Source organism: Caballeronia sp. BCC1704 (assembly GCF_902833455.1).
Classification (GTDB): Bacteria; Pseudomonadota; Gammaproteobacteria; order Burkholderiales; family Burkholderiaceae; genus Caballeronia.
On record NZ_CADFFT010000005.1, the window covers coordinates 562,931 to 583,831 of the forward strand.

At 60.8% G+C, this 20,901-nt stretch carries 20 protein-coding genes; 10 read left to right on the forward strand and 10 right to left on the reverse strand.

The genetic code is table 11. The features are described from left to right. Positions 1-34 precede the first annotated feature (34 nt). Positions 35-913, reverse strand: a complete 879-nt coding sequence (locus HWX53_RS25650) for a hypothetical protein (protein WP_244140270.1) — start codon at positions 911-913, stop codon at positions 35-37. A 228-nt stretch (positions 914-1,141) separates the two neighbouring features. After that, complete coding sequence (locus HWX53_RS25655) at positions 1,142-2,239, reverse strand: tartrate dehydrogenase (protein WP_175946116.1); 1,098 nt, start codon at positions 2,237-2,239, stop codon at positions 1,142-1,144. 354 nt (positions 2,240-2,593) lie between these two features. On the opposite strand from HWX53_RS25655, the gene HWX53_RS25660 reads away from it, so the two are divergent. The 4 genes from HWX53_RS25660 to HWX53_RS25675 are packed head-to-tail and all read left to right on the forward strand — an operon-like array spanning position 2,594 to position 6,809. Then, positions 2,594-3,778, forward strand: a complete 1,185-nt coding sequence (locus tag HWX53_RS25660) for an efflux RND transporter periplasmic adaptor subunit (protein WP_244140279.1) — start codon at positions 2,594-2,596, stop codon at positions 3,776-3,778. A gap of 1 nt (position 3,779) precedes the next feature. Beyond that, the gene (locus HWX53_RS25665) at positions 3,780-4,472 is read left to right on the forward strand and encodes an ABC transporter ATP-binding protein (protein ID WP_175946120.1); all 693 of its coding nucleotides are present in this window, start codon (positions 3,780-3,782) and stop codon (positions 4,470-4,472) included. 3 nt (positions 4,473-4,475) lie between these two features. Next, complete coding sequence (locus HWX53_RS25670) at positions 4,476-5,630, forward strand: ABC transporter permease (RefSeq protein WP_175946121.1); 1,155 nt, start codon at positions 4,476-4,478, stop codon at positions 5,628-5,630. Between the two features lie 12 nt (positions 5,631-5,642). After that, a complete protein-coding gene (locus HWX53_RS25675) occupies positions 5,643-6,809 on the forward strand; it encodes an ABC transporter permease (RefSeq protein WP_175946123.1) in 1,167 nt (388 codons plus the stop codon). On the opposite strand, the gene HWX53_RS25680 is transcribed toward HWX53_RS25675, so the two are convergent. Further along, positions 6,806-7,480, reverse strand: a complete 675-nt coding sequence (locus tag HWX53_RS25680; RefSeq protein WP_175946125.1) for a DUF2278 family protein — start codon at positions 7,478-7,480, stop codon at positions 6,806-6,808. The genes HWX53_RS25675 and HWX53_RS25680 overlap by 4 nt on opposite strands. 256 nt (positions 7,481-7,736) lie before the next feature. Between HWX53_RS25680 and HWX53_RS25685 the strand changes: the two genes are divergently transcribed. Beyond that, a complete protein-coding gene (locus HWX53_RS25685; protein WP_241270150.1) occupies positions 7,737-9,977 on the forward strand; it encodes a TonB-dependent receptor in 2,241 nt (746 codons plus the stop codon). A gap of 85 nt (positions 9,978-10,062) precedes the next feature. Next, positions 10,063-10,350, forward strand: coding sequence for a hypothetical protein (locus HWX53_RS25690; RefSeq protein WP_175946129.1), 288 nt, complete (start codon positions 10,063-10,065; stop codon positions 10,348-10,350). A 19-nt stretch (positions 10,351-10,369) separates the two neighbouring features. On the opposite strand, the gene HWX53_RS25695 is transcribed toward HWX53_RS25690, so the two are convergent. Genes HWX53_RS25695 through HWX53_RS25715 form a run of 5 tightly spaced genes read right to left on the reverse strand, consistent with a single transcriptional unit; the run spans position 10,370 to position 16,483 of the window. Continuing rightward, complete coding sequence (locus tag HWX53_RS25695) at positions 10,370-12,847, reverse strand: glycoside hydrolase family 2 protein (protein WP_175946131.1); 2,478 nt, start codon at positions 12,845-12,847, stop codon at positions 10,370-10,372. Positions 12,848-12,904: 57 nt separating this feature from the next. After that, on the reverse strand, positions 12,905-13,897 hold the full coding sequence (locus HWX53_RS25700; RefSeq protein WP_175946133.1) for a DUF1839 family protein: 993 nt from the start codon (positions 13,895-13,897) through the stop codon (positions 12,905-12,907). Beyond that, positions 13,894-14,967, reverse strand: coding sequence for an amino acid--[acyl-carrier-protein] ligase (locus HWX53_RS25705; protein WP_175946135.1), 1,074 nt, complete (start codon positions 14,965-14,967; stop codon positions 13,894-13,896). The genes HWX53_RS25700 and HWX53_RS25705 overlap by 4 nt, the downstream gene beginning before the upstream one ends. A gap of 2 nt (positions 14,968-14,969) precedes the next feature. Next, positions 14,970-16,235, reverse strand: coding sequence for an acyl-CoA dehydrogenase family protein (locus HWX53_RS25710; RefSeq protein WP_175946137.1), 1,266 nt, complete (start codon positions 16,233-16,235; stop codon positions 14,970-14,972). After that, positions 16,232-16,483: an acyl carrier protein gene (locus tag HWX53_RS25715; RefSeq protein ID WP_175946250.1), complete on the reverse strand. Its 252-nt coding sequence runs from the start codon at positions 16,481-16,483 to the stop codon at positions 16,232-16,234. The genes HWX53_RS25710 and HWX53_RS25715 overlap by 4 nt, the downstream gene beginning before the upstream one ends. Positions 16,484-16,719: 236 nt before the next feature. Between HWX53_RS25715 and HWX53_RS25720 the strand changes: the two genes are divergently transcribed. After that, positions 16,720-16,986: a hypothetical protein gene (locus HWX53_RS25720; protein WP_175946139.1), complete on the forward strand. Its 267-nt coding sequence runs from the start codon at positions 16,720-16,722 to the stop codon at positions 16,984-16,986. A gap of 30 nt (positions 16,987-17,016) precedes the next feature. Next, entirely contained in the window at positions 17,017-17,265 is a 249-nt protein-coding gene (locus HWX53_RS25725) for a hypothetical protein (RefSeq protein ID WP_241270145.1), read from the forward strand. A 22-nt stretch (positions 17,266-17,287) separates the two neighbouring features. On the opposite strand, the gene HWX53_RS25730 is transcribed toward HWX53_RS25725, so the two are convergent. Next, complete coding sequence (locus tag HWX53_RS25730) at positions 17,288-17,701, reverse strand: hypothetical protein (RefSeq protein ID WP_175946141.1); 414 nt, start codon at positions 17,699-17,701, stop codon at positions 17,288-17,290. Positions 17,702-18,164: 463 nt separating this feature from the next. Here HWX53_RS25730 and HWX53_RS25735 point away from each other — a divergent pair, with 463 nt between their 5' ends. Continuing rightward, entirely contained in the window at positions 18,165-18,920 is a 756-nt protein-coding gene (locus tag HWX53_RS25735) for a FadR/GntR family transcriptional regulator (protein WP_175946143.1), read from the forward strand. A gap of 135 nt (positions 18,921-19,055) precedes the next feature. Further along, complete coding sequence (locus tag HWX53_RS25740) at positions 19,056-19,607, forward strand: hypothetical protein (protein ID WP_175946145.1); 552 nt, start codon at positions 19,056-19,058, stop codon at positions 19,605-19,607. Between the two features lie 18 nt (positions 19,608-19,625). Here the strand turns inward: HWX53_RS25740 and HWX53_RS25745 are convergent, their stop codons facing one another. Beyond that, positions 19,626-20,876, reverse strand: coding sequence for an amidohydrolase family protein (locus tag HWX53_RS25745; RefSeq protein WP_175946147.1), 1,251 nt, complete (start codon positions 20,874-20,876; stop codon positions 19,626-19,628). Positions 20,877-20,901 lie beyond the last annotated feature (25 nt).

Consider the following 20,901-nt stretch of genomic DNA (forward strand, 5'->3'; position numbering starts at 1 on the left):
CGACTCTGCATAACTTTTGTCCGTAACCGGTAATCTATTTAACAAGATGCAGACGCCTCGTGATGATGGTGCCGTCGTTCCGATCGACTAGCCAAAGCGCATCGATGCGACCGTGCAACGTGGATGTCCTCCTCGTGATATCCGTGGGTTCTTCGTCGGTCGGCTCGCTATGCTCCGTTCGGTCCGAAAGATACGGCGGTTCGAGCGAACAGACGACCACGATCGCAAAATCGTCGCTGCCACGGGACGCGTCGAACGCCGGTACGACCGCTCGGCCCCGCACGGCCGTTTTCGCGCGCGCACCGGTTTCGAGCTGGATCATGTCGATGGTTTGCACGAAACCCTTCGCCTTGGCTTCCGGCGCGATCACTAGTTTGCGTCCGCTCTGCCCGTGCACTTCGCGTTTCAGAAGAATGGCGTCCGGCTGGTCAGGCGCTGCAAGCGATACATTGACCGACAGGAGCTTTTTTTTGGATTCAAAACGCACGCCGTAGGCAGCAGGAATAACGAATACAAAAGTTCTGTCCGGGCGCGATGCATCGTCGATCGACGGCTGGGCGCCATCCGGGCTTTCCGGCCGGTGCCCCGTCGGAACGAAGTGTCGCGACAGGAAGCTGCGGACACGACTGGTCACGGATGGATTCGATGTTGCAGCCTGCTGCTCAGACGAAGTCGCCGCCGCCAACGCATCTCGCACATGCTCGGGATCGTCGCCGGCGAAATGAGGCGGCAGCGATTCGGCCGAAAGGATGCTGGCGGTGCGGGCGCCGGGGGCGCTGGCGGAAGGCGCCGCGCGCGCAGCGCTTTCTGGCGCTGCGCTGGGCGCGGCTTGCGCATGTAATGCGATCGACAGGCAAAGCGCCGTGCCAGCGGCGCACGTCACGGTCTTGCGGCCTGAGAGTGGGAAAAGCACGTACTTACCCCTGGCAAACGTCGCCGAGTCACAGAGAAGCGGCTATCTTAAAATAAAAACAGGGGAATCCGAGCCGTTTGCATTTCGAACTTTGCATGCAACCGGGCAGGGTGCGCGGGGAGTCGACGGTCTCGCTGCGGTGCGAGCTTCAATGCGGTCGAGGGACGGTGCGCGTCTGCGACCGTCTCTGGGCAGATTCCCTATTCCGTGGCGCCTAGACGGCGCTAGTCATCGAGGCACTGCACTGGCACAACCCGTGCCGCGCTCGATGAACTCGCACACCGCGGCGGTCACTTGCGCAGTCGTCGCATTGCCCCCGAGATCCCGAGTGTGCAACGACTTGTCCGCCGTCGCAGCTTCGATCGCGGCCATTACGCGCTGTGCCGCTTCAAATTCTCGGAGATGCTCGAGCAACATCACAATCGACCAGAACGTGCCGATCGGATTAGCGAGCCCCTTGCCCATGATGTCGAATGCCGAGCCGTGGATGGGCTCGAACATGGACGGATAGCGGCGCTCTGGGTCGATGTTGCCAGTCGGCGCAATGCCCAGACTCCCTGCCAGTGCGGCTGCGAGATCGCTCAGGATATCGGCATGCAGATTTGTCGCGACAATGGTGTCGAGCGTCGAAGGGCGGTTCACCATGCGGGCGGTAGCGGCATCGACGAGTTCCTTGTCCCACGTCACGTCGCTGAATTCCATCGCGACCTGCTGCGCGATTTCGTCCCACATCACCATGGCGTGACGCTGCGCGTTGCTCTTCGTGATGACGGTCAACTGCTTGCGGGGACGCGACTGCGCAAGTTTGAATGCAAAACGCAGAACTCGCTCGACGCCAGCGCGCGTCATGATCGAAACGTCGGTCGCCACTTCGAGCGGATGACCCTGATGGAGCCGGCCGCCGACACCCGAGTACTCGCCCTCCGTATTTTCCCGGACGATTACCCAGTCCAGGTCCTTCGGTCCGCAGTGTTTGAGCGGCGCGTCGATGCCCGGCAGGATGCGCGTCGGCCGGACATTCGCGTACTGATCGAGGCCCTGGCAGATCCGCAGTCGCAGGCCCCATAGCGTGATGTGATCCGGCACGCCGGGGTCGCCTGCCGAGCCGAAGAGAATCGCGTCTTTGTCGCGAAGCGCGTCGAGACCATCGCTAGGCATCATGACGCCGTGCTGACGGTAGTAGTCGGCGCCCCAATCGAAGTTCTCGACTTCGAATACAAAATTCCCCGTGCTTTGAGCGAGCGTGTCAAGAACCTGGCGTCCGGCGGGGACGACTTCCTTGCCAATGCCGTCACCAGGAATGGTCGCAATCCGATATGTCTTCAACTCTTTCTCCTCATCCCTTGAATACCAAGATTGGGCGCGTCGTCGAATGCGAGCCAATCGCGCTGCGCGACAGCCGCCAGCATCGCCGATGCGATCGGGAATCTAAGCTGCCGCAACACGCGGTGGTGAATGCGGTGTCTTGCGCGTTGCATGCAGAATGCCACGAGATGCGCCTCCCTTGCCAAGCCGAAGAAAAACCGCCAGCGCGACGCGTAAGCACCTGTAAGCTCCGGCGCTATACTGAGCATCCCTTCACCGCAATACGCGCCGGACCGCTGCCTCAGGCAGCTATCCCCAGGCACCCAACGGCGCTTACGTCAGAAATTGGCTGAACACGACCTAGAAAAATTAAGAATCGATCGGGCAACGGGTCCGGGCGCCCTGACGCCGCGGAGGCGGCGCAACTGGCTCGGCTACGCGGGCGTCCTGTTCCTCGTTCTCGCGCTGATCGGCGCCGCTCTCCGGCTCGCTGGGCCGCAGACTGTCGAGACAACTACCGTTACCTCGGTGTACCCATCGCAAAGCTATACGATTTTGAATGCAACCGGCTATGTGGTGCCGCAGCGGAAGGCGGCGGTTGCATCCAAGGCACAAGGGCGGGTCGAATGGCTCGGCGTGCTCGAGGGGACGCCGGTGAAGGAAGGGCAGGTCATTGCGCGGCTCGAGAGTGCGGATGTGGCCGCGGCGCTGGCTCAGGCGCAGGCGCAAGTGAAAGTCGCTCAGGCGAATCTGCAATTGCAGCGCGCCGAACTGGAAAACGCATCGGCTAATCTGAAGCGTTCACTCGTGCTTGCTCCGCACGGCGCAATATCCGCTTCGCAATACGACGCCGACCGCTCCCGTTTCGATAAGGCAAAAGCCTCGATCAACAGCGAGCAAGCGGCCATTCAATCTGCGCAGGCGAATGCACGCGCGGCTCAGGTCGCTGTTGATCAGACGGTGATTCGCGCACCGTTCGATGGCGTCGTGATCGAGAAGCACGCGAACGTTGGCGACAACATCACGCCGTTCTCGTCAGCATCGGACAGCAAAGGCGCGGTCGTCACGATCGCCGACATGAAGACGCTGGAAGTCGAAGCCGATGTGGCGGAGTCGAACATCGGGCATATCGCCGTCGATCAGCCTTGCGAGATTCAACTCGACGCGTTGCCGGATACGCGTTTTGCGGGACGCGTATCGCGCATCGTGCCGACTGTCGATCGTTCGAAAGCCACCGTGCTCGTGAAGGTGCGCTTCGTCGAGCGCGATGAGCGCGTGCTTCCCGATATGAGCGCAAAGGTCGCCTTTCTCTCGAGGCCAGTGCCTGCGGCTCAGAAGAAGGCCGTCGTGGCGGTCCAACCGGCTGCTGTCGTCACGCGCGAGGGCAGAACGGTGGTGTATAGGGTCGAGAACGACAAAGTGCGCGAAGTGCCGGTGGCAACGGGCGAGCGCATCGGCGACTTGGTGGCCGTATCAGACGTCAAGCCTGGCGATACGCTCGTGCTCGCGCCCGGCGACAAGATCAAGAACGGCGCGAGCGTCACTGTGGCGAAAAAATAGCGTGACGACGACGCCATTGATTGAGATCAGCCACGTCGCCAAGTCGTACCGCCGCGGCGTGCAAACGGTACCCGTGCTGACCGACATCACGTTGTCCATCACCGAGGGCGACTTTGTCGCGCTGATGGGGCCGTCAGGTTCGGGCAAGAGCACGTTGCTCAATCTCATTGCCGGCATCGACCGCCCGGACAGCGGCGAGCTGCGCGTCGGCGGGCTCGACATTACCCGCTTGCCCGAGGCGGCGCTAGCGGACTGGCGCGCATCGCATGTCGGCTTCATCTTCCAGTTCTATAACCTAATGCCGGTGCTCTCCGCCTTCGAGAACGTCGAGCTTCCGTTGATGCTCACGCGCCTTTCGCGTGCAGAGCGGCGCGAGCGTGTCGCGATGGTGCTCGACATGGTGAATATGAGCGAGCGCATGAGCCACTATCCGTCGGAGCTATCGGGCGGGCAGCAGCAACGCGTCGCGATCGCGCGTGCGGTCGTGACCGATCCGAAGCTGATTGTCGCTGACGAACCGACGGGTGACCTCGACCGCACGTCCGCGTCCGAAGTGCTGACGATGTTGCAGCGTCTGAACGATCGCCTCGGCAAGACGATCATTATGGTGACGCACGACGCGCATGCGGCGAATGCAGCAAGAAAGCTCGTGCATCTGGAGAAGGGTGAACTCATCGATGCCGAGGCGCGCTGACACATGTATGCGCTCAAGCTGATTCTTCGCAATTCGACGCGCCATCGATTGCGTACCGCGTTGACCGTCCTCGGTTTGACCATTGCCGTGCTCGCATATGGTTTGCTCTATACGGTCGTCGATGCATGGTATGCCGGTGCGGCGGCTGCATCCAACGCGAGGCTCGTCACGCGCAATGCAATATCTCTCGTATTTCCGCTGCCGCTCGCCTATGAGAACCGCATTCGCGGTGTCGAGGGCGTCACGATGGTTGCGCGTTCGAACTGGTTCGGCGGTATCTACCGAGACCCGAAGAATTTCTTTGCGCAGTTCGCCGTATCCGACAACTACCTCGACCTTTACCCGGAGTTCGTCATAACGCCGCAAGCGCGCGCCGACTACCGTCGTGATCGCAAAGGCTGTCTCATCGGACGTCAGCTTGCGACGCAATACGGCTTCAAAGTGGGCGATGTCATTCCCCTCAAGGGCACCATCTATCCGGGCACGTGGGACTTCGTCGTGCGCGGCATCATGGAAGGGCGCGACGAATCCACCATTACGCGGCAACTCGTCTTTCACTGGGAATATCTCAACGAAACGATTCGAAAGACCACGAAGCGCAACGTGGATCAAGTGGGCGTATATGTCGTCGGCATCGACGATCCGGACAAAGGCGCGACGGTTTCGCGTAACATCGATGCGGTTTTCAAGAACTCGCTTGCGGAGACATTGACCGAAACAGAACAGGCCTTCCAGCTCGGCTTCGTGGCGATGTCGAATCAGATCATCGCGGCAATACGCGTAGTGTCCTATGTAGTCATCCTTATTATCATGGCGGTGATGGCGAACGCCATGGCGATGAGTGCGCGCGAACGTACAGTCGAGTATGCGACGCTCAAGGCACTCGGCTTCGGCCCCGCATTTCTCTCCGCACTTGTATTCGGCGAATCGCTCGCGATATGTGCCATTGGCGGCGGCATCGGCATACTTGCCACGCCGCCCGCCGCCGTCGTATTCCAGCATGCGACGGGCGGCGTGTTTCCTGTCTTCAAGGTGTCGCATCAAACGATGCTGTTGCAGGCCGCATGTGCATTCGTGATTGCGCTTTCGGCGGCGATCGTGCCGGCGGTGCAGGCTAGCCGCGTGCGTATCGTCGAAGGCCTGCGGGCGATTGGTTGAGGACATACGGCGATGGCTATTCCTGTCACGTATGTCGCACGCAATCTATGGGCGCGCCGTCTCACGACGCTTCTGACCGCTAGCGGCCTCGCGCTCGTCGTGTTCGTTTTTGCCACCGTGCTGATGCTCGATGCGGGCCTGAAGAAAACGCTCGTCTCGACGGGAGAGCGCGATAACGTGGTGGTGATCCGCAAGGGCGCGGAGACGGAGATACAGAGCTCCGTCGATCGCGCGCAAGCGAACGTGATGGCAATGCATCCGTCAGTCGCAATGAATCGCGATGGTCAGCCTCTCGCGTCGAAGGAGACTGTCGTGCTGATTTCTCTCATCAAGCTCGGCGCGAATACGCCTGCCAACGTAGTGATACGCGGCGTTTCGCCAATGGGTGTCGAATTGCGGCCGCAGGTGAAGCTATCGGCGGGGCGCATGTTCAGGCGTGGATCGTCGGAGATCATCGTCGGCAGCAATATCGCGAAGGGCTTCGCCGGTACACGCATTGGCGATCATTTGCGCTTTGCGCAACGCGATTGGACCGTAGTCGGTCACTTCGATGCAGGCGGCAGCGGCTTCGACTCGGAGATATGGGGCGATGTCGATCAACTCATGCAGTCGTTTCGCCGAACGAGCTACTCTTCGATGGTCGTGCGCCTCGTTCGCAGCGACGCGCTCGAACGCTTCAGGTCCGATATCGACACGGACCCACGCCTCGCGGACGAAGCGAAGCGCGAGCAGGTCTTTTATGGCGACCAGTCGAAGGCGCTGTCGACGTTCATCAACATACTCGGCTTCACTCTTTCGATCATCTTTTCAATTGCCGCGATGATTGGGGCAATGATCACGATGTATGCGTCGGTCGCCAATCGCGTGGCCGAGATTGGAACCCTGCGTGCGCTCGGCTTCAAGCGATTCGACGTGCTGCTCGCGTTCTTGCTGGAGGCGCTGTTGCTCGGCCTCGTAGGCGGCATGGCGGGCTTGTGCTGCGCTTCGTTGATGCAGTTCGCCTCCTTTTCCACGACGAACTTCCAGACATTCTCCGACCTATCGTTCCGTTTCATGCTGACGCCTACCGTCGTATTCCAGACCGTCGTCTTCTCGCTCGTCATGGGCATCGTAGGCGGTTTTCTGCCGGCGCTCAGGGCATCGCGCATGAATATCGTCGATGCGTTGAGAGCGCATTAAACAGGCTTCGAGGGATCACCGTTCTCGTCGGTCTCAGTCGCCTGCGTCGCGAACCGTACGAAAAGGGCGAACGTCTCACCGCCTGCGAAACGGATAAAAAGCGCTCCGTCACCGTTGATGCGGTTGTCGTCCGCGAATTTGCCCGAGTTGCCCTGCATCATATGAATGTCGTGCACGCCGCGGCCAAGGGAGAAGGCGAGCGGCTCACGTGTCGCGTAGTCGTCGAACTTGTCACCGACAGCGAGCACCACCGCTTGTTTATCGTTCTTCGCGCGCTGTATCTGTCCATCGAGAAGGGCGGACATCGTGCTGCCTTTACCATCGGCGGCGATGGGCCTCATTTGATCCAACGGGAAAAGGTTATCGCGTAGATAGTCGAGTCCTTCGCCTTGCGTGCCAGTAGTGAGCGGCGTGAAACCGTGCGATCCCGACATACGCCCGGTTATTCCGAGCTTCGTATCGTTCGTATATTGGTCGCTGCTGTAGGCGAGCACTTCGCTGCCTTCCACGGAACGGATATTGACCGCAACGCGATACGGGGTGCCTGCCGCATCGACAAGAATTTCGTAATGCGGTGAACTGCCGTTAGGGTTCTCTTTGCCATCCGTAATGCGTCCGACGAGCGCGCCGTACACATACTTCGATGTTGCAGGGCGAAAACGTTCGATCATTCTCCAGTCCTTGCGTTGTCGGTTGAGAGCCGCGCCTCCGCCTTCGGGAGAGATTCCCAGCGCGATCGGGAAAAAGTCCCGGCGCGCGCACCGTGCGTCATGCGACTCTTACAAAGTCGGAACAGCTCACGTGTATCTTGACAAAATAATATGACAGGAGACGACGATGAGGAGCAATTCCTGCACATCTAAGCAGGCGCGCTCGCTTACGCTCCGCGCGAGCTATAAGGTGGCGGTCGGCGGCGCGCTCGCGAGCATGACTGCGGCGGCATGGGCGCAAGGGGCGAGCGCGCCGGACGCGGCATCGACTGCGAATACGGAGTTGCCGACCATCGTAGTCATCGGAACGACGCCGCTAGTGGGCGTCGGCACTCCGCTGGAGAAGGTGCCTGCTAATGTCCAAACCATCAAGGGCAGTGAATTGCAATCGCAGCATACGTCCACCACTTCGACCATCGCGGATTACATGCAGAGAAATGTGACGAGCGTGGACACCAACGACGCACAAGGCAATTCTTCCCAAACCGACATTCTCTATCGCGGATTCACTGCTTCTCCTTTGCTCGGAACGCCGCAAGGCTTGTCGGTCTTTCTCGATGGCGTGCGAGTGAATGAACCGTTCGGCGATGTGGTCAACTGGGATCTGATTCCGCAAGCGGCCATTCAGACGATGCAGATCATCCCGGGCTCGAATCCGACGTTCGGGCTCAATACGCTCGGCGGTGCGGTGGCCGTCACGACGAAGAACGGCCGTAGTAACCCCGGCGGAAATATCGATGTAAGCGGCGGATCCTGGGGAAGGAAGGCGGCGCAGTTCGAACAGGGCGGTGCGATAGGCGATCACCTCGACTATTACTTCACGGCAAACATCACGAATGACAACGGCTGGGCCGAGCACAATTCGAGCCGCTTGCGTCAGGCATTCGGGAAACTGCGGTACACCGATGCCGATACCACTGTGTCGGTGTCGATGGGCGGCGCCGACAATACGCTCAGCGGATCGCAAACCATCCCCCGGTCGTTTCTCGACAACTTTCGCCAGGCGTACACCTATCCCGACACGAACGAGAACCAACTCGGCTATATCACGATCAATGCCGAGCGCTATCTGTCGCCCAACGTGGAGCTGAGTGGAAACGTCTATTACCGGCACTATCGCAACAAGAACACGAGCAGCAATGTCAATGACGACTACAACCCGGGCACGGGCGGCGGCGAAAACGATATCGACCTCGTACAGGCGACCAATCAGCAATCGGTCGTACTGACCGACAGTTATGGCGCGAGCCTCCAACTTACACTGCTGAACAAGCTATTCGGCAAAGACAACCAACTTGTTCTCGGCGCGGCAGGCGACTTTGCCAACACCCACTTCACGCAAGCGACACAGCCGGCGGAATTCGCGGACACTCGCGCGACGCTTGGCATAGGCCCGTTCGTTTCCGGCACGAACGCGAGGACGCGCAACGAGAACTGGGGCATCTACTTCGAGAACACGTTCTCCTTCACCGAGCAATGGTCGATGACGCTGGCGGGACGATACAACTGGTCCAAAGCGACTATCGGCGATGAAAGCGGTGTGCAGCCTTTGCTCGACGGAAAACACACGTTCTCGCGTTTCAACCCCGCTATTGGCTTCAACTGGAATCCGACGTCATGGCTTACCGCGTACGCCACGTACAACGAAGGCATGCGCTCGCCCACTGCCATCGAACTCGCTTGCGCGGATCCCAATGCACCTTGCTCTCTACCGAATGACTTCATTGCAGACCCGGACCTCAAGCCGGTGATCTCGCGTACATTCGAAGTCGGTGCGCGCGGCCGGATCGGCAACGCGACAACCTGGAGCGCTGCGGCATACAGCACGACGCTGTCGGATGATATTCAGTTCGTCAGCAGCCAAGGCGCCTCGAGCACGCTCGGGTATTTCCAGAACGTGGGCAAGACGCGTCGCCAGGGCTTCGAGCTTGCAGGCCGGACGCAATGGGGGCCCGTTAGCGTCGGCGCGAGCTATAGCTATGTCGACGCGACTTATCGCTCGACGTGGGTCGAGCATAGCCCCAGCAATTCGAGCGCGGACGGTGACGGCAACATTACCGTGCATTCGGGTGACCGCATTCCCGGCATCCCGTCTAATACGGTGAAGCTTCGCGTCGATTACACGCCGGTCTCGCGTTGGAATGTCGGTAGCAACCTGACATACCGGAGCAATTTCTTCGCGCGCGGGGACGAGAATAATCAGGATGTGAATGGCAGCGTCGCAGGCTACTTCCTGATCGACCTCGATACGACTTATAGCGTGACGAAGCAGTTGCAGATCTATGCAACGGTGAAGAATCTTCTGAACAAGCGCTATGCGAGCTTTGCCATACTCGGCGAGAACGCCTTCAATGGACCTAACCATACATTCAGCGGAACGGATACGACGAATGAACAGTTCCTGGGCGTGGGCGCGCCCCGTGGCATTTGGGTAGGTCTCCGGTACGCGTGGAAGTAGTCTGCAACGCGTTCGGTCGCTGTTTGATAGTGGCGACTCTAGTGAGCCGTGCTATTGTGAGCAGGTCCGAAAGTAACGAACCCGCATGCGCAGCCATCTGATCAATGGCGCAGCCAGATCGGCGCTCGATGCGCAGATCCTGGACTTCGTGTCGAAACACGCGACCTGCTTGCCGGGGCCGCGCTCGTGCATGCGGGTCGGCATCATGAACGAATCCGGGGCGCTCTATCGAATCATTGAAGCGGAAGGCGTGATCGAGATGATTCGTATCGACAAATTTCTACTGCGCATTGGGTGCGCAGAGCAATTTACACACGCATTAGATGCGTTGTATGGCGTTCCTCAGAGTGATTACCCAAAACAAGCGCCGTAGAGCAACGAGTAGCAACGCCTCACGCTCTATACAACGTACCCGCAGTCCCATTCAATGAAAAGACTTCGCCTTCCGGCTTCGATGAGACGTCGGGGCGCCGTGCGACGAGCGGAACGCGTCGCGTGCTTCCAGGCGCGAGATGAAACCAGTCGACTTCCGCATAGTAGTTGGGGTCGTCGACATGTACCCAGCGCGCGAGTCGCGTGGTGGTTATGTCGAGGCACCATCCCGCAGCATGCTTCTCGACATTCACGCTGAGGCCAGGATCTCGGCGGTCTGCAACGCCGAGATCAGGAAAGTGAAAAGCCTCAGACAATACTTCACCTGTGGCGATGTCGCTTAAAACGACGTGAGTCGCATCGTGAGCGCGTGGGCCGAAGCGATAGGCATAGGTCGTATCGAAGAACGCGCCCAAGAGAGCATTCGAGTTGATTCGCTCGACGCCCCGAGCGGGCAACATCATCTCGCACGAACCGCCCGCCACTTTGACTGCGCCATCGCGCAAGCAATTGAGCACCACACGGGCGCGGATGTCGTGTGCCGTTTCGTTCACGAGATGAAGATCGAGCCCGTCGAGGCCTTCGTCCGTGATTAGCACTTGCACCGGCTGAAGCACGCGAGCGAGGCCATGCAAAGAGCTTTTGGGAACGCCGTTTACATCGATGATTCCCCAACCAGCGCCCGGCCGCACATCCAGCAGATTCCATACGATGCCACCGCCACAGGACGAGCCTTTGCGTCGCCATTCCGAAAAGACTGCGCCCATCACGTCGGCGACAACGGCGCGCGACAACGTTAGATACCGCTCAGGGTCTTCGTACCGCAAACGCGCTACGTCGACGCCGTGGACCGTGCGCAAGTAGTGCTCACGCACGTCGTCGAAGTCCCATGCAGCGCCCGGATCGCGCGGCACGCCGGCCTTCCAACGCGGCTCATGCGGTCGCGAGGCGTTCGGCGCGAGCCGCAACGCGGCGTTATCGGGAACATTGGCGAATGCAAGGCATTCGCTTGCAAAGCGAACATCAGCACGGCGCACATCGTCGAAGGAACGCTGATATGCGCCAACGCCGTAGTAGTGCGTGATGCCGCCGCGCGTGCCGAAGGGCATCGACGACGTATCGCCGGGCGCGGCACTCGGTGAGTTCACCAGGTACGGTACGTCGGGACGCATAGCTGCGACGATCGACGGCAATTGTTCCGTAAAGAGCGGTTGCTGATAGGCGTCGAACGGAAGCCCGAGCATGGCCGCTTGCTGATGCACTTCACTTCCGCCGCATAACACGGCGAGCGACGCAAAGCGCCGTGTGCGCGCAAGGAACTGCTCGGCTTCCTGCTGCACGGCGCGCTTAAAGCGCTCGTCAGTCGGGTAATCGAAATTGGCGAAGGCAAAGTCTTGCCAGACCAGAATGCCGTATTCGTCGGCAAGCTCGTAAAACGTGTCTGACTCATAGAGCGTGGTGCCGCTCACGCGAATGATATTCAGTCCCGCGCGACGACATGCGTCGAAGATGGATGCGAGCTTCTCTCGCGATGCATCCAGTGCAACGATATCGGCGGATGTCCAGCACGCCCCGCGCGCAAAGATCGGCACGCCATTCACGACGAGTCGGAAGCCGGCCTTATCCGCACCACGGTCCACTTCAATCGTGCGAAAGCCGACCTCGCCCAAAGAGACGACGCCTGTCGATGCTCCGACGAGTTGCACTTTATAACGCGCAGGTTGTCCGTGCGTATGAGGCCACCATAAGCGCGCTCGTGAAACGCGCACGCGACCGGTCACGGTATGCGCGTCCTTCCAGATCAGCGTGGCCGACGCCTCGCCGCATTGCAGGCGCATATCATCCGGTGCTTGCGCGTGAAAGAACCGCACCGTTAGATCGACGACGCCATCGCCGTCTTCTACACGCGACGCTAGGTCGACTCGATCAATGGATTCAGGCGACTCGCCGATCAATTCCACGGGGCGCCAAGGCCCAGCAGGTTGCACTGGCGGACACCATCCCGGCATATGGCCGAGCAGGGTCGTACGGATGTTGCGCAGCGTTGCGGGTTGCGCAAGCCTCGGACGCCAGCGAGCTCGCCCGCGTTTCGCGGCAAGCGCAGACGTAATCGACCTAAAGCAAAGGTGGAGCGTGGCACTCCCTGTGAATTCGTAGTCGATGTCATGCGCGATGAACATCGAGTCCGACTCCAATAGCTTGCGGTCGTCGATCCAGACTTCGGCTATGGTGGCAAGTCCATTGAAGCGCAGGCGTCGCTTTCCTTCCGCGTGCAGCGTCAGACGATACCAATGGTCCGAGAGCGCGAATGGTTGGGCGAGTGCTTCGTCGTCCACGCCGGCTGCGCGATGCGCGGAAGCAACCGTGCCCGGCACTGGCGCATCGAGCCACTTCAAGCTAGCGTCGAGCGCCATGGGCGTCGTATATGCGCCCGCAGGCGTGCTGGCGCATTGCCACCCTGCGTCCAGGTGGCGAGGCGCGAGCGGGGAGCCATTCATATCACAGCCTTTGGGGATGAATGAGAACCTGTGCCGCGTCGACGCGCGGCACAGGTTCTAAAGAAGAAGCGAGGCGAGCGGCTCGATCACTTTCTCGTACGCCGCTTCGAGTGAGTCCAGGCAGTCGCTGCATGAGTCCGGACGCGAACGCATGCGTGCCCGCGCGAGCCGGAACTGCATTACCATCGCTTCGCTGGCAATGGCCTGTGCGTTGCTCCGAATGTCCTCTGGAATGGTTACGCCATTCTCACTCAACCAGGTCATATATTTCGACAGCAATTCGAAGTTCGAACCTAGCTGGCGCATGACGTTGAACGTGTACAGATGGTAATAGGCGACGTCGCGTTCGAGGAGTCTCTGCAAATGCTCGGGGAATTCAGTGCGCCATTGCGTGATGGGATTCGCGCCCGGCCGATCTACGAGACGCAGCTTGAGTAGTTCGAGCGAACGTTGCACCAATGCTTGTCCCTCGAGCGGCGGCCTCGCGCGCTTGACGAATTCGACGTACGGAAATAACGCAAGCACATCGCTCGCGAGATCCGGCATCAATCGAAAGACGCCGTCATAGTCCTCGCCCGATAGCGCGAAATAGCCCGCGTTATGAAAATACGTGAGGCGTTTTGCTTGGGCGTCGATCGAGTCGATCGCGATAGTCGTCTTCGAGTGCGTCTGACGATAAGCGGTGGCGCGCGTATCGGGCAGATAGTGCGCGTCGACTTCGGCGACCACTACATGCCCGCGTTTGGTCTGCTCGCAGACGTGTGCTTCGAGCGTATCGTAAATGGCGAGCTCTTGCGCTTGCAGGCCGTAAAGCCTGCCGATATCGTCGAGAGAGAATTTTGGAAACGTGAACTGGTCTCCCTCGAACGCTTGCGTCACCGTGAAGCCGAGCGCCGCGTGCGGATCACAGCCGAAGTGATGCAATAGCTCGATCCACAAATCGACATAGCAATTGGTTTCGAGCCAGACGCGCTCGCCGCGATGCAATGCATGGCGGCTTGCTTCGTCGTCCGCGCCAGTCAACGCTTCTGCAGGCGAGCGCGCGTTCATGCGTCTCGACCCATGTTGGCAAGGCCATTGGAGATGATCGGCGCTGCATCTCCCCAAAGCAATTCACGCACGGGCGCAGGCCATGCCTTGACATCGAGACCGTGATGGCGGAACAGGGCCAGCGTGGTGCGCTCCATGCCGAAGCCGACGCATGCCGTATGCGCGACGGCGTCGTCTGCCTGACGGATGTTCCACAACTCGCCGAAGTGTTCCATGTGATAGTTGAACGACAGGCATGCGGTCGGACGGTCTGGCGTCGCGACAGGAACGAGCAGTTCGAACTTCAATTGCTGCGCGCGCTGGCTATCCGCGACGATCTTGCCGCCGCGCCCGAAGAAAGGATCGTTGGCGAGATCGATTTCGAACGGCAACTGCAAGAGATTCACGAGCAGCGAGCCACGTTCGATCCATTTCTGGCGGAATGCCATGACCTGTTCCGGACTGCCGACGCGAATATATTCGCGCATGCGGAACATTTGCATGCGGCCCGGATCGATGGACGGCTCATGACGGAAGCAGTAGGAGAATGCGTCGAACGTCGCGCCGTCCTTCGCGAGGTTTCCGCGTTTGGCAACGAGCGGATAGATTGGATAGCAGGCGGCCGGGGTGAGTACGAGGCGAGTGGGTTTCTGCTGGTCCATCCATTCGTCGGAGCGTTCCTCCTCTTCGCCGATATGAACGATTTTTTCGAGCGCTTCCAGCAGGCGATGATGCCCGCGATCGCTGCCCTGGAACGAATGAATCGTACCGGCGAGATTCGGGAAGCTCTTCAGATACTCACTGTCTTCAAAGTCGCGGCGGCGCATGGCGGGCGGAAAACGCAGTACTTCTGCGTGCTGGTCCGCGCCCAGCAACGTAATCGCCTGATTCAGTCGTTCGACGATATCTTCGAAAATCGCACTGCGGCCATAGAGTCCGTCTTCGCCGGTATCGATGAGAATGCCCGCTTCGATCAGGCGGTCCCGCAACGTGACGTCCGACTTGTCGTAGTGTGTTTGCGTCGCGTTCGATTGGGTTTGCGCGGTTGCTTCGGCCGGCACGAGCGCGGCTTGTTCCGTCGGCATGTTCATGGTTAAAGGTCCCCGGTTGCGGCGCGCTGCGCGAGCAGCAGATTCGCCGTGTTCAATTCAATGCGGTCGTTGCTGATCATGAGCGGCGCGGAATGCAGGTCGCGCAAGTGCCGCCCCACGCTAAAAGGCGTGTCGTTTTTATAGCCGGCCATTCCACAGATCATCAGCGTCTCTTGCACCACATGCACCGCCGATTGTGAAATCGAGAGCTTGAGCATGTTGAGGTCCGATGCAAGGCCGATGGATGCGGTGAGCGGCGCATCGATGTCGTCTGCATGGCTTGCCTGACGTATCACACGTTCTCGCTGCGATGCTTCCACCGCCGCGAGCGATTCACGCAGGCGCGCCTGCATCATGCGAATGAGCGTGACGGCCTGTGCGAGCCGCGACGCCGACGGCGGCAACGCACCCGGCTTTCCACGCGCCTGATTGCGAAAGAATTGATGCGCGCGATTCACTGCATCCGCTGCAATGCCGATCCATACCGACGACCACAGCGTATGCGATACAGGCAGCATGCTTTCGTCGGCGATCTTTGAAAACGGTACGGGGAGAATCTGCTCTGCAGTCCCGCTTGCGACGAGCCGATGGCCCTCGCTGCATGTGCCGCGCATGCCGAGCGTGTCCCATGTGCCGCGCTGTTCGAGCGTACAGGTCTCGCGCGGCGCGACGATCAGTACCTGATCAGAGGGCGGGGCATCGGGATGACGGCGTGCGGTAACGAGAATGCAGTCGGCGTACTTGCCATATGAGATCGTCGGCGCGAGCTTCTCGATCGTGAACGCGCCATCGACGAGATCGACCGCGCACGCGCTCGTTCGCATATTGCCGCCGATCGTCTCCTCAGAGGTCGCGGAGGCGAGCAGCAATTGCTCGCTCACCATGCGTGTGAGGAAATCGCGCTGCCACTGCACATTCGCGCCGTGATCGACGATGCAGATCACCTGGCTCTGATGCATCGCATAGATCATGGCGGCGGACGCGCAGCCTTGCGCGAGCGTTTCGCACAGGCGAGCGACGCCTGAAAGCGAGAGGCCGTCGCCACCATGAATCACGGGCACCATGGCGGAGAAAAGCCGTTCGTCACGCATCGCGGCGACGGCCTCTGCGGGAAAGCGCGCTTCTTTGTCGACGGCGCTCGCGTGTTTCGCTGCAATCGCGGCGACGCGACGCGCGGCTTCGAGCAACTCAGTCTCGCTACGGGCGCCTGCGCTGCGATCGAGTTCGGCCAATTGCGACGCCTCGGCTTCCTGCGCGGCGGCGTTCATGCTGCCGCCTGCTGACGACGAAGTTCCTCCACGGCGGCCGCGAGCGAATCCACGCTGGAAAAGAGCCGGCGCGTAAGCATGTGGTCCGGGATTTCGACGCCGAACTCATCTTCGATCGCAAGCATCACGTGAACCGTGGCAAGCGAAGAAAGACCGGCGGCATAAAGATCGTCGCTGTCGGAAAGGGTATCGATGGGCACGTCGAGGCGTGCGAATTCGGAAAGGATGCGGCGCAATTCAGTTTTCATTATGTCTGGTCCCTTGTACCTGGCCAACGGTGCGACCGGCCAGTTAGGCGCTCAAGGGCATTCCCCTCAACGAACGCCATTTACGTTATTCAAACCGGGGCGTACGGGCGGCGGTGTATTCGCTCAATGAATGTCATTCGATCCACTGAACCCTCGCACTCGCCATCGAGGTTGTTTGATCGTATTTAACGGATTCCGCGGGGTGTACGTCCGTGCGATGGCGCACGGTGCCTTCGATGAGCGATGTCTTCGTCCTTGCGAAAGCGCTGTCTGTAATCAAACAGAAAGTCAGCGGTCCAAAGGGCGTTGATCAGAAGCATGCTTTGCATACGGGCGAGGGGAACGAGCACGAAACCTGCTCTAGGTCTCTCGGCGGTTCGGAAGGCGGCTCGTCGGCGGGTGTATTTGAACTCGCCACCGGCTCCGTCTTCTATCGCGAATTGCATGATGCGTGCTGCATGCCGCATAAAGAATGCAAAGAATCGACAGAAGCAGGCGCGTGACAATCAACCTCGACAAACGGAGCAAACGAGATGAGAACGAGCAGACTGGCAGGGCTGATCGCGTTGGCGGCCAGCATGGCGCTGGCCTCGGGCAGCGCAATGGCGCAGGCGGGCGGCAATGGCAACGGCGGCTCCGGCGGCGGCAACGCGCACGGGGCTGCGACCGCCGGGCCGACGGTGGGCGGAGACAATACGTCCGCACCGGGAAGCACGCACAAGGGCGGCTTCCATTTCAAGCACAAGAAGAAGGCGAAGCCTGCCGATACGACGCCGCAGTAGCCCCCGGGCCGAGCGCGGCGAGTCAGACCGCCGCGCTTTCGGCGTCGATATCGTCGGTGCCGAGACGCGAGAAGATGTCGCACACGGCACGCATCTCCGCTTCGTCGCGAATGCTGACGATGACTCGCGTCACCGTGCCGAGGCTTTCAGCGTGGCCGGCCACATCGCGATCACGAAAGTCCGGAAGAATGTCGGCGCATGGCGATTCGGCGCCGATCGTGTCGTCCTCGAAATACGGCGCATAACCGGCATGTTCGGCGGTGATCCATTGCGTGGGCGAACTGGCGCTGAGCGCGATCGACATCTGGATCTCCGCGTGGGGCTCCACGCAGGCCACGCGGATACGGTCGCCCGCAATGCCTTCGGCGCGCAGGTCTTCAAGTGCTTCGTCCAGCTTGCGCGGGCCGCAGAACGCCCCGGTTACTTCACGCATCATTGCTCGTCTCCTTGCCGTCCCGTATTGCTGATGCATAGCCCGCCAGATCATAGGAGGGGATGCGGACTGCCGGCCGCCCCGCGATCGCGCTAGTTCGCGCCTTAATGTTGGATGCAATTCACTGCGGCGGCCGAGATCCGCATCTGTCGATAGCTCGCGCGTGCGCGGAAGATGGCGAATCCAACGGATGCGGACATGGGATTCACGAGCCCCGAGAGAAAGCGAACAAGAGATGTGCGGTAGGGTCAGGAGCACATGGCGTTCACTTCATGCAGTACGTGAACTCTACGCCCCAACTTTCGGCATTTCAATGCGTAGTTTCAGACATCCATTACCGTCGTAACGATTGCACTTTGCATACAAGCGCGGCGGCAGAGGGCGCATGGCTGGTGTGCAATAGTCATCGTACAAGCGGGTCTGCGCCCTATAATGGGCCATTGGCCTTTCTACGACCGGTTCACTCATGTCTCCTGCACTCGCGCCTGGCGCGCTTCGCCGTTCCCGCAATCTCACCGAGGAGGTCGTCGCCGAACTGTCCGAGCGGATTCGCAGCGGGGCGCTTCAGCCCGGCGACAAGCTGCCCACTGAATCCGAGATCATGGCGCAGCTCGGCGTGAGCCGCACCGTCGTGCGCGAGTCGATTTCGCGGCTGCAGGCGGCGCGGCTCGTGCAGACGCGGCATGGCATCGGCACGTTCGTGCTGGAGGCGGGCGACCATGACCGATTCCAGATTGAAGCCGCCGGCGACCTGACCATCCGCGACGTGATGGCGATCCTCGAACTGCGCATCAGTCTCGAAGCGGAGGCCGCAGGGCTGGCGGCGATGCGCCGCACAGACGAGAACCTAGCGCAGATGCGTCGCGCGCTGGATGAGTTCGAACGGCACATCGCTTCCGGCACGGAAAACGCCGTTGCAGCGGACGTCGCATTCCATCTCGAACTGGCGAAGGCAACCGGCAACCGCTACTTCCACAGCATCCTGAGCCAGCTCGGCAATACGATCATTCCGCGCACGCGAGTGAATTCGGCCGCGCTCGCGCACAATGATCCGGGCAGTTACCTCGACCGCGTGAATCGCGAGCACGAGGATATCTACGATGCAATCGAGCGCCGCGATCCGGAGGCGGCGCGCGCCGCGATGCGCATGCACCTCTCGAACAGCCGCGAGCGGCTGCGGCGTGCGCAAGAGGTGTCGGCGAAGACTTCAGACGCCGGCTGACACCGAGTACTCCGGCTTTCCTGTCTGTAAGGCGAGACTCTTGCTGTTCGCGTTTTGCATGCTGCATGCCGCATGCATGCGTCTGCATGCAAAAAGCAAAGTATCGACCGAACCTTATCGAAAGGAGAAGCACGGATGCACTGGATCGACCCTGACTGCTTGCCGCAAACGCGCGGTACGGTCACGCGATTTCTGCTCAATCCCCACGGCGAGCTCGACGGATTCATTCTGGACGACTCGCGGCAAATTCATTTCCCGCCGCATCTGTCGAAGCAATTGGCGCGCAACGTGAAGATCGGCGATGCCGTCACGGTGCGCGGCATCAAGCTGCGTGGCGCGGACATGATCGCGGCCGTCGCCGTCATGACGAAGGCGGGCCGCACTATCCTCGACGAAGGCCCGGACTCGGACGGCAAGCATCATCCGCCCGAAGTCGAAATGCGCCAGATGGAAGCGTCGGGCGAAGTGCTGATCGCGCTCCACGGTCCGAAAGGCGAGCTGCGCGGCGCCCTGCTGGACGACGGCACGTCGCTGCGCATGCCGCCGCACGCGGCCGAGGCGCTGTCGGACTATCTGACGCCGGGCGCCCACGTGCATGCGTGGGGATATGGCGTGAAGAACCGGCTCGGCCGGACCATCGAAGTCGACGAGATCGCTCATCTGGTCGACGAAAACGCCGGGGAATAAGCGCCTGGGCGCGATGCGTCAGCGCGCTTCGAGTTCGTCGAACTGGATCTCGCCGCCCTTCATGACCAACGGTATCCGCTCGCCCTGTCCCAGCATGCAGGAAATGTCTTCGAGCGGATTGCCGTCCACCACGATCATGTCGGCCCACGCGCCCGGCGCGATGCAACCGAGCTTCCCGGGCAGGCCGAGCACTTCGGCGGCCGTCGTCGTGGCGGCCGCGAGCGCCGCCGCATTGCCGAGCACGTCGGATCGAATGCGAAATTCATCGCTTTGCAGCCGCTGCGAAGGTCCGAGCAAGTCCGAGCCGAACCCCATCTTCACGCCTGCCTCGCGATAGATTTCGAGCGATCGCAGACCCGCCTCGCGCACATCCTCGATCTTCGCGACGCTTTCCTCGCCGAGACCGTACTGCGCGCCCTCCGACGCCAGCGCTTCGTAGGTGACGAGCGTCGGCACCACGTAGGCGCCGTGTTCGGCCATCAGCTTCGCGGTGGGCGCATCGATCAGGTTGCCGTGCTCGATCGTGCGCACGCCCCAGCGCACGACTCGCGCGATGGCATCCGCCGTGTACGCGTGCGCCATCACATACGTATTGCGGGCGCGCGCTTCCTCGACGATGGCACGCACTTCGTCCTCCGCATAGCCGTATGCGCCGACAGGATCGGTAGGCGATGCCACGCCGCCCGACGCCATGATCTTCAGATGATCGGCGCCCATCTGCAATTCCTCGCGCGCCGCGCGGCGCACCTCGTCCACGCCGTCCGCGACGCGCGCGAGCGCGCCCACGCGCACGCAGCATCCGCACGGCGCGCTGTCGCCCATATAGTCGGACCGGGCGCGCATATCGCCGTGGCCGCCGGTCTGGCTGAGCGCGCGTCCGGCAACGAAAAGGCGCGGTCCCACGGCCAGGCCACTTTCGACCGCGAGTTTGTGCGGGTGGCCCGCGCCGCCGGCATCGCGCACGGTGGTGAAGCCGCGCCGCAACATGCCGCGCATGATCGGCACTGAGCGCAGCGTGACGAGCACATTGGGCATATGGACCTGCTGCGACAGATTCAATTGCACGGCCACGACATGCACGTGCAGGTCGATGAGCCCCGGCATCAACGTCTTGCCCTTGAGATCGATGACGCGCGATGACGCGCTCTTCAGCGGCTTGTCCGATATCTCCTTGACGACGCCGTTCTCGACGAGGACGTGATGCGCGTCGAGCACTTCGGCTCTCGCGGGATCGAGCAGGGCGGCGTTCTGGAAAAGGATGCTTTGCACGGGTGAGTCTCCGGGGAAAACTTGC

What these genes read in the sequence shown, in the direction of transcription:
- HWX53_RS25675 (WP_175946123.1), top strand. Translation starts at nt 5,643, where the DNA reads ATGGCTATTCCTGTCACGTATGTCGCACGCAATCTATGGGCGCGCCGT.
- HWX53_RS25725 (WP_241270145.1), top strand. Translation starts at nt 17,017, where the DNA reads ATGAGAACGAGCAGACTGGCAGGGCTGATCGCGTTGGCGGCCAGCATG.
- HWX53_RS25695 (WP_175946131.1), bottom strand. Translation starts at nt 12,847, where the DNA reads ATGAATGGCTCCCCGCTCGCGCCTCGCCACCTGGACGCAGGGTGGCAA.
- HWX53_RS25730 (WP_175946141.1), bottom strand. Translation starts at nt 17,701, where the DNA reads ATGATGCGTGAAGTAACCGGGGCGTTCTGCGGCCCGCGCAAGCTGGAC.
- HWX53_RS25710 (WP_175946137.1), bottom strand. Translation starts at nt 16,235, where the DNA reads ATGAACGCCGCCGCGCAGGAAGCCGAGGCGTCGCAATTGGCCGAACTC.
- HWX53_RS25735 (WP_175946143.1), top strand. Translation starts at nt 18,165, where the DNA reads ATGTCTCCTGCACTCGCGCCTGGCGCGCTTCGCCGTTCCCGCAATCTC.
- HWX53_RS25740 (WP_175946145.1), top strand. Translation starts at nt 19,056, where the DNA reads ATGCACTGGATCGACCCTGACTGCTTGCCGCAAACGCGCGGTACGGTC.
- HWX53_RS25720 (WP_175946139.1), top strand. Translation starts at nt 16,720, where the DNA reads ATGAGCGATGTCTTCGTCCTTGCGAAAGCGCTGTCTGTAATCAAACAG.
- HWX53_RS25670 (WP_175946121.1), top strand. Translation starts at nt 4,476, where the DNA reads ATGTATGCGCTCAAGCTGATTCTTCGCAATTCGACGCGCCATCGATTG.
- HWX53_RS25690 (WP_175946129.1), top strand. Translation starts at nt 10,063, where the DNA reads ATGCGCAGCCATCTGATCAATGGCGCAGCCAGATCGGCGCTCGATGCG.
- HWX53_RS25700 (WP_175946133.1), bottom strand. Translation starts at nt 13,897, where the DNA reads ATGAACGCGCGCTCGCCTGCAGAAGCGTTGACTGGCGCGGACGACGAA.
- HWX53_RS25715 (WP_175946250.1), bottom strand. Translation starts at nt 16,483, where the DNA reads ATGAAAACTGAATTGCGCCGCATCCTTTCCGAATTCGCACGCCTCGAC.
- HWX53_RS25705 (WP_175946135.1), bottom strand. Translation starts at nt 14,967, where the DNA reads ATGAACATGCCGACGGAACAAGCCGCGCTCGTGCCGGCCGAAGCAACC.
- HWX53_RS25680 (WP_175946125.1), bottom strand. Translation starts at nt 7,480, where the DNA reads ATGATCGAACGTTTTCGCCCTGCAACATCGAAGTATGTGTACGGCGCG.
- HWX53_RS25685 (WP_241270150.1), top strand. Translation starts at nt 7,737, where the DNA reads ATGACTGCGGCGGCATGGGCGCAAGGGGCGAGCGCGCCGGACGCGGCA.